The sequence below is a fragment of the Pantoea sp. GM01 genome, assembly GCF_000282675.1.
Lineage (GTDB): Bacteria > Pseudomonadota > Gammaproteobacteria > Enterobacterales > Enterobacteriaceae > Pantoea > Pantoea nemavictus.
Map to the genome: position 1 here is coordinate 1 of NZ_AKIU01000092.1, position 17,426 is coordinate 17,426.

A 17,426-nucleotide genomic window follows, 5' to 3' on the forward strand; every position below is an offset into this window, starting at 1 on the left:
CGCCCCTGCCGATATGGCTGGTCGGTGACTATCTGGCAAGCGGCGAACTGCAGGAAGTTCTGCCGGGCCACTCCGGCGGAGAGATGCCCATCAGCGCGCTCTGGCCAAAAAGCCGTCAGCTGCTGCCTAAAATCCGCTATGTCGTGGACACGCTGGTTCAGGCGGCAGAAGACGGCGCGCTCGACTGATCAGGCGAGTTCCTGGTACGCAGGATAGTCGGTATAGCCCTCTTCCGAACCACCGTACATCGTAGCCCGGTTGACTTCACTCAGTGGCCAGCCGTTCGCCATCCTTTCCACCAGATCCGGGTTGGCAATATAAGGCCGCCCGAATGCAATCAGATCGGCCTTGCCCTGCTGCAGGTAGCTTTCGGCAAGCGCCTTATCAAAGCCGCCGGCGATGATCAGCGTGCCGTCATAGGCGGCGCGGAATTTCTCAATGAAACCGGCGGGGATGGCCTGCTCACCCAGCGTCTGCTGATCGCTGAGGTGCACATAGGCCAGAGAACGGCTGCTGAGTTTTTTAGCCAGCAGCAGCCAGGTCTCCTCTTCACCCGGAAAGGCGTGCATATCAAACAGGCGACCAAAAGGTGCCAGCCGGATGCCGGTTTTATCTGCGCCAATGGCCTGCGATACCGCGTCGGTTACCTCAAGCACGAAGCGCAGACGGTTTTCATGCTGCGGGCCGCCGTACTCATCGGTTCGGGTGTTCAGTCCGCCGTTAATGAACTGCTCCAGCAAATAGCCGTTGGCGGCATGAATTTCAACGCCGTCAAAGCCCGCGCGGATGGCATTTTTTGCCGCGTTGACGTAGTCCTGAACCACAGCGCTGATTTCTGCCGGGGTCAGCGCACGCGGCGAAGACACTTGCACCGGACCGGCATTTCCCTGCTCATCGCGCGCATAGCAGGTTGAATTTTCTGCCCTGACGGCAACAGCGCTGACGGGGAGCTGGCCATCCTGCTGCAGGCTGGTATGAGAGATGCGCCCCACGTGCCAGAGCTGCAGGTAAATCCTGCCGCCCGCCGCGTGCACGGCACGGGTGGTTTTTTCCCAGCCCTTCACCTGTTCGTCATTATAAATGCCCGGCGTGAAGAGATAGCCCTGACCCTGCACGGAGATCTGCGCCCCTTCGGTGATAATGAGGCCCGCCGAGGCCCGCTGCTGATAGTACTTCGCCGTCAGCTCGTCAGCGGTATCTCCCGCCCTTGCCCGTGAACGTGTCATCGGTGCCATCACCACCCGATTGTTCAGCGTGATGTCACCGAGCGGGTATGAGGTAAACAATTTGTCCATATTTTGCTCCTTTCAGTAGACACCTCCATGATGGGTGCCGTGAGCAGGTTAGGGAACACCTGTCTGTTCCGAACAGATGTTCCATAAGTTCTACATTAATGCGGCTATGCTTACGCCAGCTCTTGCGCTACAGGTGTCGTTTTCACATCAGCGCGGTGCTTGATGACGATGCTGGCGAACGCCAGCAGAGCAAAAATCACGCTGCTGAGCACCACAGAATGGGTACCGAGGCGGGCAATAAACCATCCACCCGTCAGCGAGCCAAGCGTGATCCCCAGGTTAGAAAATGACATGTACAGGCTGTTGGCGAACTCTGGCGCCTCGCTGGCTTCACGCATCAGCCAGGTCTGGCTGACCACCAGCCCGGACGAGTGAAATGCACCCCAGAATACGGTCAGCAGACACATCGCCAGCGGCGAAAAGCCCAGCAACCACACCAGCAGGAAAACCAGCGTGTAAAGCAGCGGATAGACATGTGTGGTTTTCACCACGTTTTTCTGCAGCAAGCTGCTGAAGACAAAGTTACCGGTGAAACCACACAGGCCAAACAGGATGAGCATTGCGCTGATGGCGTTATTGCTGAGATGCGTCACTCGCGCCAGATAATCAGCAACGTAGCTGAAGCCGGAGAACATCGCGGCAAACACCAGCGTAACGGTGGAGATGGTCAGCCACAGCTTGCCATTGCGCAGCACGGAAATCTGGCTGGCATAAGACACTTTATGTTTCGCCGGCATTGAAGGCATGAAAAGCAGGACGCCAACGAAAGCCACCACGCAGGCAGCGGCGCCGAAGTAGAACGCGGCCGCCAGCGAAAGATGATCTGCAATGAGTGAACTCAGCGGAACGCCCAGCACCAGACCGATCGCCACCCCGGCAAATACCTTGGCAGCTGCGCCAGCGGCTTTTTCTTTCGGCACCGAGCTGGCGGCCACCACCAGCGCAACGGCGAAGAAAACCGCATGCGCCAGCGCCGGCAGAATGCGAAATAGCAGCATCAGATTAAACACGTCGGTGGTGGCATAGATCAGGTTGGAAATAATGAACACCACCAGAATGCTCAGCAGCACCGTTTTCTTATTAAAACCTGACAGCATCAGGGTAATAAACGGTCCGGTGATGGCCACAATAATGGCATAAATACTGACGAGGAAGCCGACCTGCGTGGGCGTCACGTGCAGCTGTGAGACCAGTTTTGGTAACAGGCCAATGATGGCGATTTCGGTGGTGATCACGCCGAAAACGGCGACAGACAGCGCGAGTAAAAGCAGTGAGCTTTTATTTTGCATAACATACCCTTGTGGAAGAACTGCAAATGAAAAAAGGCAAGCCAAATGGCTGGACGTAACCTCAATGCGTTATGGCCGGAACGTAACGGAGGCGCATCATCGCGGACTTTCACAAACGGGGAAATAGGCGTACTGGCGTTACAGAGGGGACATAAATTCTTCAATAACGTTACTTATCGGGTGATGACGCTTTAATTCATAGCCATCAATAATATCAGCACGCTCAATAGAATTATTAAATGGTATATTTAGCGCTGATTAACAAAACAGGGTTATCAATGCGCCGGAAGAATATCAGCGATTATCAGGCTTTTATCGCCGTTGCGCGCGAGCAAAGCTTCACCAGTTTGGCATTAACAGCATGCTGGTTGAGCCCGGATTCTTCCGCACCGAACTGCTTTCTGATGACTCAACCCAATATGCGGAATTGTCCATCCCTGACTACGCCGCAGAAACCCAGGCAACAAAATCAGCCTGGCGTGGCATGAACGGTAAACAAGGTGGCGACCCGGAAAAATTAGCCGAGGCCCTTATTAAGCTTGCCGGGCTTGAGAACCCGCCAGCGCGTTTCGCGGCCGGCGCGGATGCAGTTGAAACCTTCGAAGCTAAAGCCAAATCACTGGGTGAACAGGCTAACGCGCTGCGTGATTTGTCATCGTCACTGTCGCTGGATGCTGATTAACGTTGATCTTTAAAAGGGTGGGCACCGCACTGATTGCCCGCCCCGCATATTGACTTCCGCGCGTCGGCAGAACTCTTAATGAGTTTTCTGATTATTTACCAGGTTTGTTAAGAATGCCCCATAGCCAAGTGACGACGAATATCCGCAAGTGACATCTTACGCAAGACGTAATGGCTCCCATCCGAAATACCTGTCAATACATAACATTTACTGATTTAAGCCATCATTTTATTATGCCGGCCATTTACATTTATTTAAATTAGTAAAGACAAGAAGACAAGACTGCTAAATTGCGCATCAAAAACGCATTCTTTTAATTAAAAAAAAGACACACAAACATCTTTTTTATATCGTTTTAAGCCACTAAACGATCAAACCAGGATATGGCTGATCAACACCAGGAATACCCGCCAAAACAACCAATCATTAATTATATTTGTTAACTACGGCCATATTTACGTAGTTATACCTATCACGCCAATATAACCATATGTATCAATTACTTGAATCACTCAAACATCAAACAAAGACCCATCTTGTTGGAATTGAAATTAGCTATTCGATAATGCCGGGGATTTTAGTCTGCACGCAAGGAACCGGCCACGGCACAGCGTGTAATAGTTAATCCCCGTAAAAAGGATGAATGGATTGAACAATAATAAAGATCGCGATTTAACCCATCAGTTAAATAGTGCACTGCCGCTAAACAACATGACGCCTCTGAATGAAGGTGAGCGTTTTATCCGCATCGATAGTGTCACTGTAATGAACGGTGACAATAACGATGTAGTTACAGAAAACGGCACCTCCGATGGTGTTTTATTCACCGTACGTGGTACTGCCCTTCCTAATGAGATTTTCTTCATTTATGTCAATGAAACGCGCTTCCAGGTTCGCGCTGACAGAGAGGGGAATTGGGTTTCGCACCACTTGCCGCGTGTGGGCGATATTGAAATCAAAGTCGCTATTCCATTAACCGACCTTAGCGATAGCTTTAACTTTACCCGCACTGAAGCCCCCATCGAAACGCGTCCGATTATTCACGAAATTTATGACGACGAAGTGAGCTATGCGTGGGAATTCATTGATCAAGCTGCCACCACCAGCGATGCCGATCCTATCGTACGTGGCTACGCGCTGGCCGGTTCAGAAGTGAAAGTGCTGATTAACGGTGAGGAAGTCACTTCCACCGTTGCCAATGACTTCAATAACTGGTCGCTGAACCTGCCTCTACAGGAAGGCCGCAACGTTATTACCGTGATCACCAACGGCGAAGAGAGCGAGCCGTGGGAAGTGTTCTATCAGCCGGCTGCTGAGCCGGTTGAACCCGTTGCGCCGGATCTGGCTATTACGTTTATGCGTGATGTGATGAGCGGTGAACAGATTGACCCGAACGGCGCCGCGACCAGTAATAGTGTGCAGCTAAGCGGTACCGGCCCAGCCGATCAGCGCTTTATGGCCTACGCCGGCAACCAGTTCATCGGTTATGTCTTTACGGACATGAACGGCAACTGGAGCCAGATGCTGACCATTCCGCCGGGCAGTCATGAACTGACCGTGCGTAGCGGCACCGAGCGCAGCGAAGCAGTAATGATCACTGTCCCTGCTCCAGTACCGGTAACCCCTGAAATTCAGCACATTTGGGCTGACGAAAATACCATGGGCCAAATTGAAAAGGGCGGAAACACCGACGACAACACGCCGCAAATGTCCGGCATCGCAGGCCGTAATGCGATGGTCGAAGTCTGGGTGAATGGCCAGCATGTGGATACCTTCCAGGCCAACGATTTTGGCAACTGGCACTACTCGCCAACCCTGGCGGAAGGCATGAATCGTATTCACCTGGTTACTCAGGGCGTCGCCAGTGAAACGGTAGAAGTGCATTACGCGCCACCTGCCCCGCCTGCTGATGACCTACTGTCGATTTTGCGCATCAGCGATTTTATGACCGGTGACGTTATCGATCCAAATGGCTCCACGAGCAGCACCGAGATTCGCCTCAGCGGTGTTGGTCCAGCCTCGCGCTTGATTGAGATCTGGTCGGGTGACACCTTTATTAAAAGCGTGCCAGCAGGTCGCACCGGAGCCTGGCAAACCGTTCTGACGCTGCCTTACGGTGAGAACGCGATTACCTTGCGCATACCAGGCCAGCAGAGTGAGCCAGTGACCATCACTGTCACTGCACCTGCCCTGCCAGTACCGGAAATCGCCGCAGTCTGGGCCGATGAAAACACCTACGGCAATATTGAGAACGGTGGCAACACCGATGATGCTACTCCGCAAATTCATGGCGTGAATGTTGGCCGTTATGAGTTAGTTGAAATCTGGCTGAACGGTCAGCACATCGATACCATTATGGCGAACCGTGCAGGTGACTGGACCTACTCACCAACGCTGAGCGAAGGCCTGAACCAGTTCCAGGTGAAATCTCAGGGCGTTGCCAGTGAAATCTTTGAGGTCAACTATACGCCTGCCGCCGAAGTTGAGTTGGCAATCAGACTGATCCTTGATGGCAACACCTTTGAGGTGATTGATGAGAACGGATCCCTCTCCGGTCAGCAGGTGCGCATTAGCGGCACCGGTCCTGCTGGCGCTATGCTGTCGCTCTGGTCGGGTGATAAGTTCATTACCGACGTTATCCCTAACGCCCAGGGCAACTGGACCTATTTTGTTGACCTGCTGCCGGGCGAAAACAGCCTGACGCTGCGCTCTGAAAACGCCAGCAGCGCACCATGGGTGGTGAATGCCCCCGCCGCCAGCCTGACACCACCCGAAATTCACACCGTCTGGGCAGATGAAAACAATTACGGCCAAATTGTTAACGGTGGTACCACCGATGATGCTACTCCGGTCATCAGTGGCCGCGCCGGCAAGTATGCCTCGGTAGAAATCTGGCTGAATGGTCAACTGGTCGATACCACCGCTGCCAGCGTCAACGGCAGTTGGTCGTACACGCCGACGCTGCGTGAAGGGCTGAACCAAATCGTGGTTAAAACGCAGGGCATCGCCAGTGAGATCTTCGAGATTCACTATGATCCCGCAGCCACGCCAGCACCAGCCATCGTCAACGTCTGGGCTGACGAACACAGTCATGGTCAGATCGTTAATGGTGGCAACACCGATGACGCAACGCCGCAACTTCGAGGCATTAATGCCGGTCCATTCGCTGAGGTTGAAATCTGGATCAATGGCCGCTTCGTAACCACAACCCAGGCAAACAATGTAGGCTTTTGGTCATATTCGCCGACGTTGAGCGAAGGCTTAAATCAGATCGTGGTAAAAGCCGGCGGAATCGCCAGCGAGCCTTTCGATATTCACTATGCACCACCTGCCCCGCTGGTACCGGTCATTACCTCTGTCTGGGCTGACGACAATACCTATGGTGAGATTGCTCATGGTGACACCACTGATGACGACACACTGTTCATGCGTGGTAATAACGTCGGCAGTTTTGCTGAGGTGGAAATCTGGCAGCATGGCCGACGCATCGATACCGTTCAGGCGGATAATTTCGGCAACTGGTCTTATAACCTCACGCTGGGTGAAGGTCGCAACCAGATCGTAGTGAAGTCGCAGGGTGTTTCCAGCGAACCTTACGATATTCACTATGCCCCGCCAGCCCCGCCAGTACCGGTCATTACCTCTGTCTGGGCTGACGAAAACAGCCATGGTCAGATTGGTAACGGTGACAGCACCGATGATGCCACGCCATATATCCGTGGTAACAACGTCGGCAGTTTTGCTGAGGTAGAAATCTGGCTGCATGGCCGACGCATCGATACCGTTCAGGCGGACAATTTCGGCAACTGGTCTTATCACCTCACGCTGCATGAAGGTCGCAACCAGATCGTGGTGAAATCGCAGGGTGTTTCCAGCGAACCTTTCGATATTCACTATGCCCCGCCAGCCCCGCCAGTACCGGTCATTACCTCTGTCTGGGCTGACGAAAACAACTTTGGCTTTATTGCCAACGGTGACAGCACCGATGACGCCACGCCATACATTCGTGGTAATAACGTCGGCGGCTTCGCTGAGGTGGAGATCTGGCTGCATGGCCGACGCATCGATACCGTTCAGGCGGACAATTTCGGCAACTGGTCTTATCACCTCACGCTGCGTGAAGGTCGCAACCAGATCGTGGTGAAATCGCAGGGTGTTTCCAGCGAACCTTTCGATATTCACTATGCCCCGCCAGCTGTTCCTGAGCAGCCCGCACTGGCAATCACCCAGATGCAGGATATCCTGACAGGCAACCCCGTCGATCCGCACGGCACCATTACCGGCCGCAATGTGATCCTCAGCGGAACCGGTCCTCGCGGTACCATTGTGCAGATCTGGATCGGCGACCAACTGGTGAACAATGTTTACAGCGGCAGCGACGGTAGCTGGAGTACACCAATCTATCTGCTGGAAGGTGAAAATAGTATTACCGTGAGACACGCTGGCAATCAGAGTGAAGCGGTCATCATCACTACCCAGAACCCGCCACCGCCGGCGCTGGAAATCACTGAGCTGCTCGCCGATGAAAATGGCGCAGGCCCGATCCTGTCAGGCGACACTACGCAAGACGCAACTCCGCAGCTGAGTGGGATTGCCGGCGCTGCTATGCTGGTAGAGATCTGGATCAACGATCGCCTGGTGCGCACCGTGAATGCCAACCGCTACGGCGAATGGCGCTACACCCCAACGCTGGAAGAGGGTCTGAACCAGATCGTGGTGAAGTCGATGGGTGTGACCAGCGAGCCCTTTGAGGTTATCTATGAGCCACTGGTGGTGCCGGTCGAACCGGTAGAACCTGAGCTGGCTATCACCGGGATTCGTGATCTCGCCACTGGCCAAATCCTTGAGCCAAATGCCTCACCAGACAGCGCTGAGGTGCGCTTGTTCGGTAAAGGGCCAGCAAATCAATGGGTGCAGATCTGGTTGGGTGATACTGAAATAGGTATCGCGCTTACCAATGGACAAGGTGAATGGCATAAAGCTATTGATCTCCAGTTAGGCGACAACGTGCTGACCGTGCGCGTTGGCGATCAGCAGAGCGAGCCGGTATTGGTTAACGTGCCAGCGTTGAATTTGCCGGTACCTGAGATCTGGTCCGTATATGCTGATGAGTACAACCCAGGTAATTTGCAAAATGGTGACACCACCAATGACGATACTGTGCAAATTATGGGCAATTTCGGTCGGCCGTTTGCCTATTTCGAAATCTGGAATAACGATCGGCTGGTAGATACTCAGCAAGCCGACCAGTATGGTAGATGGGGTTATTGGGCGACGTTGACTGAGGGTCAGAACAACATTGTTGTCGTATCACGCGGTGTCTCGAGCGAACCTTTTGTCATTGACTATCAGCCCTTTGAAGGTCCAGCAACCACGCCAGCACCTGTAATCTGGTCAATCTTTGCCGACAACGATACCCGCGTTGAAAGTGGTGATACTACGCAAAGTTCCACCCCGTATATCAGTGGACGTGCGGAACCCTACATGCGAGTTCAGCTGTGGGTTAACGATGCCATGATTGATGCCATTTATGCCGACAGAAATGGCATCTGGCACTTCACCCCACGGCTGAGCGAAGGCGTTAACCGCATCATGGTTAAATCAAATGGCGCAGAGAGCGACGTATTTGAACTGACCTATCAACCTGAAGTTGTCCCTGTCGAACCCGTGGACCCTGTCGACCCTGAGTTGAGCATCGTTTATCACAACGAACTGAGCGACGGTAATACCACCACCGCTGAACGTCAGTCAGTATTCAGCGGTAAGGCGCCGGCCGGTTCAGTGATCACGCTGTATCTCAACGATCAGCTAGTGACCACAATCGAAGTTGCGAGCACGGGAGACTGGATTGTAAGCACCGCGCTGTTTGATGGTGAAAACAGCCTGAGAATCGGTCTTGATGGTCAGTTTAGCGAGGCGGTCGCGGTTACCGTTCAGGGTTCACCGGCACCGCAGATCCTCATTGCACAGGATGACCAGGGCGTTGCGTGGCAATTACAAAACAATGCTTTCACCGATGATGCCATCCCGCAATTGCGCGGTGTTTCTGCGCCGAACGCCATTATTCAGGTGTACGTGGGCGGACAACACCTGGGCAGTGCGCAGGCGGATATGTCGGGTATCTGGCAGGTCGATATCAACCTCAATCCAGGTCGCAACGAGATCTATGTGGTGGAAAACGGCGTGGCCAGCGAGAACTTCTACCTGACGCTGGAAGATGCGCCGGTGATCACCGGGCTATTCGCGGATGGTGAGATGCATGAGAACGGGGGTGCAGCCGGTGATGCGGAACTCGTTCTGCACGGTATCGCACAGCCTGGCGCAACGGTTGAGATTTATGATTCCCACTCAAGCCTGCCCATCAGAATCACGGCAGATGCCAACGGGAACTGGAGCCATACCGTCTCTGCCCTGGTCGGTGAAAATACCTACTTTGCCGTCTCCAGAAGTCAATGGAGCGAGGCATTTTACTTCAACTATATTCCGGATCTGGCAGAGCCAGCACAGCCGGAACAACCAGAGCAGCCAGCGTTCCCGATCGAGGAGCCAGAGAACATTGAGCAGTACCTCAATGTTCCTTACATCACATCGGCGTACGACAGCGTCGGCACCATGCCATGGCTGGTGAACAGCGGCAGCTGGACCGATGACGCACAGCCGGAACTGTACGGTGGCGGAGCTCGCCCGAACGTTATCATCACCATTCTGGATGGCGACAATAATGTGGTTGGTAGCACTCGTACCAACAGCAAGGGCGACTGGCGCTTTACGCCGGACGAACCGCTGTCACCGGGCCAATGGGACTTCTCAGCAGCCAATGAGTACGGGAATTCGGGCAGTACGTTCACCGTCAATATCCGCGATCTGGATCCTGCGCCGAGCATGATCGCCTATGACGATGTGGGTGATTATCGTGGTGTTCGTCCTTCTGGCAGCTTCATTGATGATGCTATGCCTTCGTTCCACGGCGGCAGCAATCCTAACAAGCTGATTTCACTGTATGACCAGAACAATCAGCTGATTGCGACTACCACCAGTAACTGGAACGGATCCTGGATCATTAACATTGAGACACCGTTGCAGCCAGGCACTCACAGCTTCGTTGCGCGCGATGAGGATGGTAAATCCAGCGATAGCTTGGTTCTGAACATCAAAACCTCAGACGATGCGCCTTGGCCTGAAATCTCATCGCTGCTGGCCGATGGCGACGCGATGCTGTTCGCTGCGCAAACGGAGAACGATGATCAGGATAGCTTCGTGGCATTGACCATCAGCGAAGCGGATATGGCGCACTCTTCACTGCACGATGCGCTGTCCAGCGACATGGTGGCCAACCCGCTACTCAGCATCGAACTGTTAGACGAGCATCAGTCACTGACGCAAGGCTAATCATCTTCGTTATACCAGCACGCCCTGCGGGGCGTGCTTTCTCCTGAGCCGACGGCTCGACTTATCTCGAAAGGGAACTTTATGACCACACACTTTGTAAAACCCACCATTACCTCCGTGCTGGACAACAGCGGCGACGTGGAAAAATCCATCTCATTTTTAGGCACTTCCCACGATACCACGCCAAAACTGAACGGCACTGCTGCGCCGAATAGCATGGTGTTTATCTATGCGCATGGGCGTTTTATTGGCGTCGTTGATGCTGATACCTCCGGCAACTGGACCTACACCCCGACCATGCCGCTTAATATGGGCGCGCAAGAGTTCAGCGTGATGTCTCAGGGCCAGACCAGTGACAGCTTTGTCGTCTGGATGAAACCCGCTGAACCGGCACGACCTGAGCCAACGCCAGAACCGACGCCTGGCCCGGGTCCGATTGTCACGCCTGATCCCGTGACGCCGCCTGCCCCAACCCCAACCGGTTTAGCCATTACCGGCATCAATAACCTCAGCGGCGAGCAGGCAGCAGTGCCAGCGGGTGGCGCAACCGATGGCAACAGCGTGCGTATCTCTGGCAATGCTCAGCCTAACGCCACCGTGCAGCTGTTCGCTAATGGTCGCGAGATTGCGATGGTTACCGCCGACGCCGAAGGCAAATGGAGCTATGACGCTAACCTGACCAACGGCAACAATGAACTGAAGGTGGTTTCACGTGGTCAATGGAGCCCAGCCTTTACTGTTGATGTGCAACCTGCCGGTACACCGGTCGCACCTGCGCCAACGCCGGAACCTACGCCAGAGCCAACGCCAGAGCCAACGCCAGAGCCAACGCCAGCACCGGAACCTACGCCTGCGCCTGCAGTGGCAATCACTGCGGTCAACAATCTGGGCGGCGACAAAGCCAGCATCCCGGCTGATGGCAGCACCGATGGCAACAGCGTACTGATCTCCGGCACCACGCTGGTGCCCGGTGCCATCGTGCAGCTGTATGTGAATGGTCGTGAAATTGCCATGATCACCGCTGATGCAGAGGGCAAATGGAGCTACGAGCCAACGCTGGCAACGGGCATTAACGAGCTGAAAATCGCTTCACGCGGCCAGTTCAGTAAGCCATTCACTATCGATGTGCAGCCATCTTCGGTGGTAACACCGGAGCCTACCCCGGAACCGACCCCTGAGCCAACGCCAGCCCCAACGCCTGAGCCGACGCCAGAACCGACTCCAGCGCCAGCCCCAACGCCAGTGCCTGGCACCGGCCCATCGGCCGATCTCAGCATTGATACGCTCTTCAGCACCAATGGCATCGTTGCCGATGGCGGCGCTACCGCGGCCACCAGCTTTGTGATTAATGGCACTGCGCAACCTGGCACCACCGTCGAGATCTATCTCAACGGCGAGTTTTACGGCCGCGCCGATACCAACATCTATGGTAAGTGGGGCACGCCTGCCACCTTCCCCGATGGTGTTAACAGCCTGATGATCAAAGTGGGCGATGCCTACAGTGAAAGCTTCACCTTCAGCAAGAATGCCTTCAGCAGTTTGCTGATGCAGGCTGAGCCTGCGCTGCTGCTGGCTGACGCCGATGCGCTGCTGATGGCAGCGCAGGCAGAGGACGCACGTGTTGAACTGACTATCAGCCCGGCGGATATGGCTTATAGCTCGGTGATGGAAGGTGTGAACAGTGAGTTCGCACCGCTCAACGTGCAGTGGGTTGATCAGCTGGAAGAGCAAAACGCGCTGTCTCAGCTGTAAGCAACACTCGCTCTCGCCATTGCATCAGATGTTTACGATAATTGATGGCTGAGCAGTGAAACACTCTACAAACCCGGCTTATGCCGGGTTTTTCCGCTCATTCAGCGCCATGCCTGAGTGACGTTAATCAAGCCGTCCACTTTGGCGATGTTAGTTATAGGTCAGGGTGAACGTAGCGACTGCCCGGGCTAACCCCGGCGTAACCGTGGCAGCCGTTTGATAAAAATGCGCCGTAAAGGGAATGTCGTATACGCCGCCTGCCGCGCCGCTGTCACCCACAGCCAGCGCCGAATTAAGCGTAACGGGGACATCATGATAGGCTAGCTGAACACCCAATCCGGTCGCCACACTATCCGCGCTGAGTGCCAGAACCGTTGGCAATCCCGCTGCTGGCGTGCCAGTGAATTGTACTGTTACGGGCACCTGAGGATCGCAGATTAAAGGGATGTTGAACCCTTCGGGCGAAGAGACACTTCCCGGCCCGGTGAACGTTTTTAGCGGTATTTTATTGCCCAAATTGACCGGGATTACGGTTTGCGTCAGCGAACAGGTGGCAACCGGAATCGTCATAGCCGGTAAATTCACCGTTAATAAACGCGTCTGCGCGCCGGCGGTCCCTGTCCGCCAGTTATAATTGAGCACCCACGTAGTCGTAGTGCCTGACGTGACGGGGCCGGTTTTAACCAATTCAAAAAGATCTGACATCTCGCGCGCACCCGTAATGTTTAATCCGCGATAAATGCTTCCGTCCGACATCGAATAGTTAGTCCAGACAAAAGGCGTTCCATTGCTGGTATTGGTCCAGCGGATGCCGATCCCGGCAAGGGAGGTGTTTCTCACGCCAGGCACGGGTGAAGCACCATAATCCGTATTTAAACCAGAGCGCAGCATTGCGGTATTCGCGCCGACTCCGCTGCAGGTCACACGATAGTTGACGGAGCCAGTGCTAATAACCGTGCCAATTGGCGTAAGTGAACTGACTGCTGTCGGTGACGACATCGCCACATTGAGTGTGGCTGGGGCTGAGGTACAGGCCGCCCAACTGCTGCCGAACATTGATAAACCTGACAATAAAAGCAAGCAGTGAAGAAGTGACTTCATTTTTTCCTCCTTGATGACGTTAACTACAGACAGCGCTGCCATACTGAAGCGGCTCACCTTCCTTTACCTCGATTGTGAAAGCAGCCTGGCATTGCTGGTGCGGTTGCTCTCCCCACTTCACCATCAGCACGCCTTCATCAGGCATACCGGCTAAATAGGTCTCACCGTGCGTGCCGGCGATGCTGATAACGGGTTTAGCATTGTCTGCCTGATAGCTCACTTCCGCGCCAAACGGCACTGGCCGCCCCGCTTGAGTAAGGGTGATTAAGGTGCGATGTCCCACGCGTGTCGCAAAATTGGCGACCACCACGGCGCCTTGGGTCGGAACGGCTGTCGCTACGGTGGTGTCAATATCAACACCCTGTTTGAACGTTGCCGGATCAAGCGCAATACGATTTTTTCGATAGCTTGTGGCGTAGGGAACCACAGCGTAGCCACGCCAGTCCGTGTTGATACCGGTTTGATTTTGGACTGAGACGCCGTCTGCATCCGGTGCGCGCACCAGCAACATCGTCTCGCCTAAGGGTTGAGATAACGTAACGCCCCAGGGGTGCGCCACCACACCGCCCTGAGCGCCGACGTTGATTTGCCGCGTGTCACGTCCATAACTGTATCCCGCATTCACCTGACCATAAGTGCCACGATAATTCACAGATGTATTGCCGCCGTAGCCGGTTCCCTGGCTGGCATAGCTCTGTTGCAGATCATAATTAAGGTTGTTTTGCTCCAGCGCCGTGCCGCTGATGCCAACACGCTGGGCGGTGCGACCGCGATCGCTGGTATCAACCGAGTAACTCAGGCGACTGTTGGACAAACCCTTGCTCAGGGGAATCTGCACATTGAAGGCAAATAATTGCTCTGTACCCTTTGATAACGGCGTCTTATTCAGGCCGTAACTCAACCCATAGGAAATATTCTGTAAGCTGGCATTCCAGCCAATATTTACGCTACGTTCAGAACCCTTACGCCCCCAATAATCCTGCTGCAGGCCCGTAATAAAAACATTGCCGGCATCAAATATTCGCTGGTTGATGTTAATCTGCGTTCGGCTGCGTTTATTGCTGTATACCTGCAGACGCTCATAGTTTGATGCATCAGCATTGATCTCATTTGACTCTTTAAAGTCATAGAAGCCTTGAGTGGAATAGCGGTAACTTGCCAGGGTAAAGTTGGTTCCCAGGCGATTAATATCTTTTGAATATTGGACGCGAAATGACTGCCCGCTCTTCTTTTCCGATGCTCCCGGTAATTGGGTTTCGGCTTGAGACACATCGAAAGACAACGATCCCCAATCACCCCATCCATGACCTACCCCCAGCATTCCTGACAGGTATGAGGGCGACGTTATCACGCCGGCATAAACGGATGTTGCAGAGGGAAGTCCATAAATCACGCTGCCTTGAGTAAAAATAGGTTCGCGTGCTAAGGCTGAGGTCGAGCGAAAGGTACCGGCAGAGAGGCCATATTTCACGCGACCTTCACGCAGCATAATCGGCACGGCGGAATAAGGCTGCACCGCAACGCGCTCTGTTCCATCGGCCTCTTTAACCATGACTTCAAGGTCGCCGCTGGTAGCGGTGGGATAGAGATCGGTAATTTCAAACGCGCCTGGTGCGACATAGGTTTGATAGATCACATAACCATTCTGCTTCACTGAGACCTGAGCATTTGATTGTGCAATACCGCGTATCACCGGCGCGTAACCGCGCTGACTATCGGGATACATATTGTCGTCTGACAGCAAATGAATACCGCGAAATGGTACGCTGTCATAAATATCAGTTGGCGTGAAACTGTCACCGGCAATAAGCTGCGACTTTAAAGGTTGGATGTCACGCTGAACATAGGTACTGATAGTATTCCATTGCTGCGCACTATTATTATCAGACCAGGTTGAATAATTCCTTAAGCGCCATGCCCCCCAGTTAGCCCCACTCCTCAGATTGAGGAAGCGAGAATTATTTGAGGCGGCATGATTTTTATTCACAGCGTTAGCAGCATTGGCACTGTAGTTCAGGAGCAGTGCGGGTATGCCTCGATCCCATTCGCTGGGATCAATATAATCGCGTGAGGTTTGATTGAGTGCCGCCTGAGGAATACTGATATTCAGTTGCTGAGTATTGAAATCAAATTGTGTGCTCGCGTCGGGAATGTAATGACTCATCTCACCGATAGGGTGTTCGGCATTAAGGGATTTCAATGCCGCAAAGGCATCAATTTTCACACCGTATCGCTGCAAGTCACTCACCGTTAACTCTGGGTGCAATTGATGGCCGAGCAAAATAAAGTTAATGTCCTGCGCTGCAATAAACTTCTGATTAACATTGACACCGACACGGTAACGACCGGGCAATTGCGTATTATTTTTTGACAGAAGATCCAGATTTACGGACTCTCGCTCAGCATCGCTCAGTTCCAATGCTGCAGGGTTAAAATACTCTTCTGCATAGATATCTGAGCTGAGTGCTAGCAAAAAAATAAGCTGTAATGTTACTGTTTTCGAAACATATAACACTCGCATATTATTATCTCCACTTAATACCCACCACGGGTCGCTGCAGTCGTGTCAACGCTCATGGCACATCATTATTTTGATGTGGCTTCAGCCGTGATATTTCCGTAGTCGCCAATCGCCTTCCAACTCACTTTCCCCGCTGCACCTGCAGGAATGACATAATGCTTTTTACTTTTCGGCGCGATGTAGCCCGGATCTTTTATGTTGTTCGCGCCCACACTCAAGCTATAAAAAGAGACAAAGTAGCCAGTTGGATTTTCGACAATAAGTTGATTGCCTGAGCGTGTTATTTTCAGCGATTTATAAGCATCAGCGGCAGCGCCTGTTAATGCCACTGGTCGATAAAATAACTTTATTTGCGTTTTGACCGCAATTAACACTTCATTCTGGCTATTTTTATTTGATGCAGGGATCGCTTTAACGTTCAACCAAAAAAGTGACTCTTTATCTTGTGGCAGTGGCACATTAGATTTAATAATACGCAACACATTTTCCTGTTCACCGTTTAAGCGAAAAAGCGGCGGTGTGACAATAAATGCATTGGTCTTAATATGATCCTCTGTTTCAACCCACGATTGAATCAGAAAACTTTTTTTCTCTGAGTTCTTAACCGAGATATTGCTCTCGCTTTTTGCTGCCTCATAAACCACACGCGTGCCGCCAAGCGAAACGCCAGCGTGGGCGATGCCGCTAATCAATAGCAGCGCGCCCAATGCATAGCGAAAAGTTTTTACTAACATAGGTTATATCCTGCTTACCCGATATGTCGCCTGTGCAGGATGCGTAATAAGCATCCTGCATCTCAATAAAGCGGTTAATATTTAACGGTAAAGTTAATTACAGTGTCAGCACTACCTGCCGTTACTGATGTGGCGGTTTGCACATATTTGGCGAAATAACTCAATGTGCCGCCGGCCGTTGTCAGAGGAACTGATTTTGACGTTGAGCCATAAGGAATCTCAGTCGCACCATCAGCTTCATACAGACCGACCGCGACACCGGTCGCTGGAGCTGCTGAAGTTAGCGCAAATAAATTACTGTTAACCGCATCGCTGGTGCCATCAAAGCTGACGGCGGCGCTGGTAATGGATGTAGGGCAAGAGTCAAAGTTGATCTTTATCGGTTCAATACCGGCGGTAGAACCCACACCGGTAAACGCTCTTGAAGAAACGGTACCGAAATTAACCGGAATCGCTACGCTACTGGTGTTGATGGTACAGGTGGAATCTAAAATGATTCCTGTCACATTTATCGTACCATCGCTAGCGTGAGCAAAGGTTGTTAGCGATGAAACCACTATTACCGCAGATAAAATCAATGGATTTTTCATATTAACTATTCCTGAATAGAAAAGCGTCGTTGAGTTAATTTAATTCGATGCATCGCTACTGCAGGTGGGTGGC

General features: G+C 52.9%; 9 protein-coding genes and 1 pseudogene. 4 read left to right on the forward strand and 6 right to left on the reverse strand.

The annotated features are described in order from the left end of the window. A pseudogene (locus tag PMI17_RS23630) lies at positions 1 to 188 on the forward strand (LysR family transcriptional regulator); the annotation flags it as partial. On the opposite strand, the gene PMI17_RS23635 reads toward PMI17_RS23630, so the two are convergent. Both PMI17_RS23635 and PMI17_RS23640 read right to left on the reverse strand, forming a co-directional pair. Continuing rightward, positions 189 to 1,295, reverse strand: a complete 1,107-nt coding sequence (locus PMI17_RS23635; RefSeq protein ID WP_007893697.1) for an alkene reductase — start codon at positions 1,293 to 1,295, stop codon at positions 189 to 191. Positions 1,296 to 1,405: 110 nt separating this feature from the next. Continuing rightward, positions 1,406 to 2,584, reverse strand: a complete 1,179-nt coding sequence (locus tag PMI17_RS23640) for an MFS transporter (protein WP_007893698.1) — start codon at positions 2,582 to 2,584, stop codon at positions 1,406 to 1,408. 361 nt (positions 2,585 to 2,945) lie between these two features. Here PMI17_RS23640 and PMI17_RS23645 point away from each other — a divergent pair, with 361 nt between their 5' ends. The 3 genes from PMI17_RS23645 to PMI17_RS25600 all read left to right on the forward strand — a co-directional run bounded on the left by PMI17_RS23645 (position 2,946) and on the right by PMI17_RS25600 (position 12,407). Then, positions 2,946 to 3,266, forward strand: a complete 321-nt coding sequence (locus PMI17_RS23645; protein ID WP_007893703.1) for a hypothetical protein — start codon at positions 2,946 to 2,948, stop codon at positions 3,264 to 3,266. A 648-nt stretch (positions 3,267 to 3,914) separates the two neighbouring features. After that, positions 3,915 to 10,655, forward strand: coding sequence for a hypothetical protein (locus PMI17_RS23650; protein ID WP_007893704.1), 6,741 nt, complete (start codon positions 3,915 to 3,917; stop codon positions 10,653 to 10,655). Positions 10,656 to 10,736: 81 nt separating this feature from the next. Beyond that, positions 10,737 to 12,407, forward strand: a complete 1,671-nt coding sequence (locus PMI17_RS25600) for a hypothetical protein (RefSeq protein ID WP_007893705.1) — start codon at positions 10,737 to 10,739, stop codon at positions 12,405 to 12,407. Between the two features lie 150 nt (positions 12,408 to 12,557). On the opposite strand, the gene PMI17_RS23660 is transcribed toward PMI17_RS25600, so the two are convergent. The 4 genes from PMI17_RS23660 to PMI17_RS23675 form a co-directional block, all read right to left on the reverse strand. Continuing rightward, the gene (locus tag PMI17_RS23660) at positions 12,558 to 13,550 is read right to left on the reverse strand and encodes a fimbrial protein (RefSeq protein WP_081496544.1); all 993 of its coding nucleotides are present in this window, start codon (positions 13,548 to 13,550) and stop codon (positions 12,558 to 12,560) included. Continuing rightward, positions 13,528 to 16,029: a fimbria/pilus outer membrane usher protein gene (locus tag PMI17_RS23665; RefSeq protein WP_007893709.1), complete on the reverse strand. Its 2,502-nt coding sequence runs from the start codon at positions 16,027 to 16,029 to the stop codon at positions 13,528 to 13,530. Before PMI17_RS23665 ends, PMI17_RS23660 begins: the two co-directional genes overlap by 23 nt. Before the next feature lie 65 nt (positions 16,030 to 16,094). Further along, positions 16,095 to 16,763, reverse strand: coding sequence for a molecular chaperone (locus PMI17_RS23670; RefSeq protein ID WP_007893710.1), 669 nt, complete (start codon positions 16,761 to 16,763; stop codon positions 16,095 to 16,097). A gap of 74 nt (positions 16,764 to 16,837) precedes the next feature. Then, on the reverse strand, positions 16,838 to 17,353 hold the full coding sequence (locus PMI17_RS23675; protein WP_007893711.1) for a fimbrial protein: 516 nt from the start codon (positions 17,351 to 17,353) through the stop codon (positions 16,838 to 16,840). Positions 17,354 to 17,426 lie beyond the last annotated feature (73 nt).

Excerpts from the sequence above, each read along its gene's own strand:
- PMI17_RS23665 (WP_007893709.1), bottom strand. The coding sequence starts at position 16,029 with ATGCGAGTGTTATATGTTTCGAAAACAGTAACATTACAGCTTATTTTT.
- PMI17_RS23645 (WP_007893703.1), top strand. The coding sequence starts at position 2,946 with ATGCTGGTTGAGCCCGGATTCTTCCGCACCGAACTGCTTTCTGATGAC.
- PMI17_RS23635 (WP_007893697.1), bottom strand. The coding sequence starts at position 1,295 with ATGGACAAATTGTTTACCTCATACCCGCTCGGTGACATCACGCTGAAC.
- PMI17_RS23675 (WP_007893711.1), bottom strand. The coding sequence starts at position 17,353 with ATGAAAAATCCATTGATTTTATCTGCGGTAATAGTGGTTTCATCGCTA.
- PMI17_RS23670 (WP_007893710.1), bottom strand. The coding sequence starts at position 16,763 with ATGTTAGTAAAAACTTTTCGCTATGCATTGGGCGCGCTGCTATTGATT.
- PMI17_RS23640 (WP_007893698.1), bottom strand. The coding sequence starts at position 2,584 with ATGCAAAATAAAAGCTCACTGCTTTTACTCGCGCTGTCTGTCGCCGTT.
- PMI17_RS25600 (WP_007893705.1), top strand. The coding sequence starts at position 10,737 with ATGACCACACACTTTGTAAAACCCACCATTACCTCCGTGCTGGACAAC.
- PMI17_RS23660 (WP_081496544.1), bottom strand. The coding sequence starts at position 13,550 with ATGGCAGCGCTGTCTGTAGTTAACGTCATCAAGGAGGAAAAAATGAAG.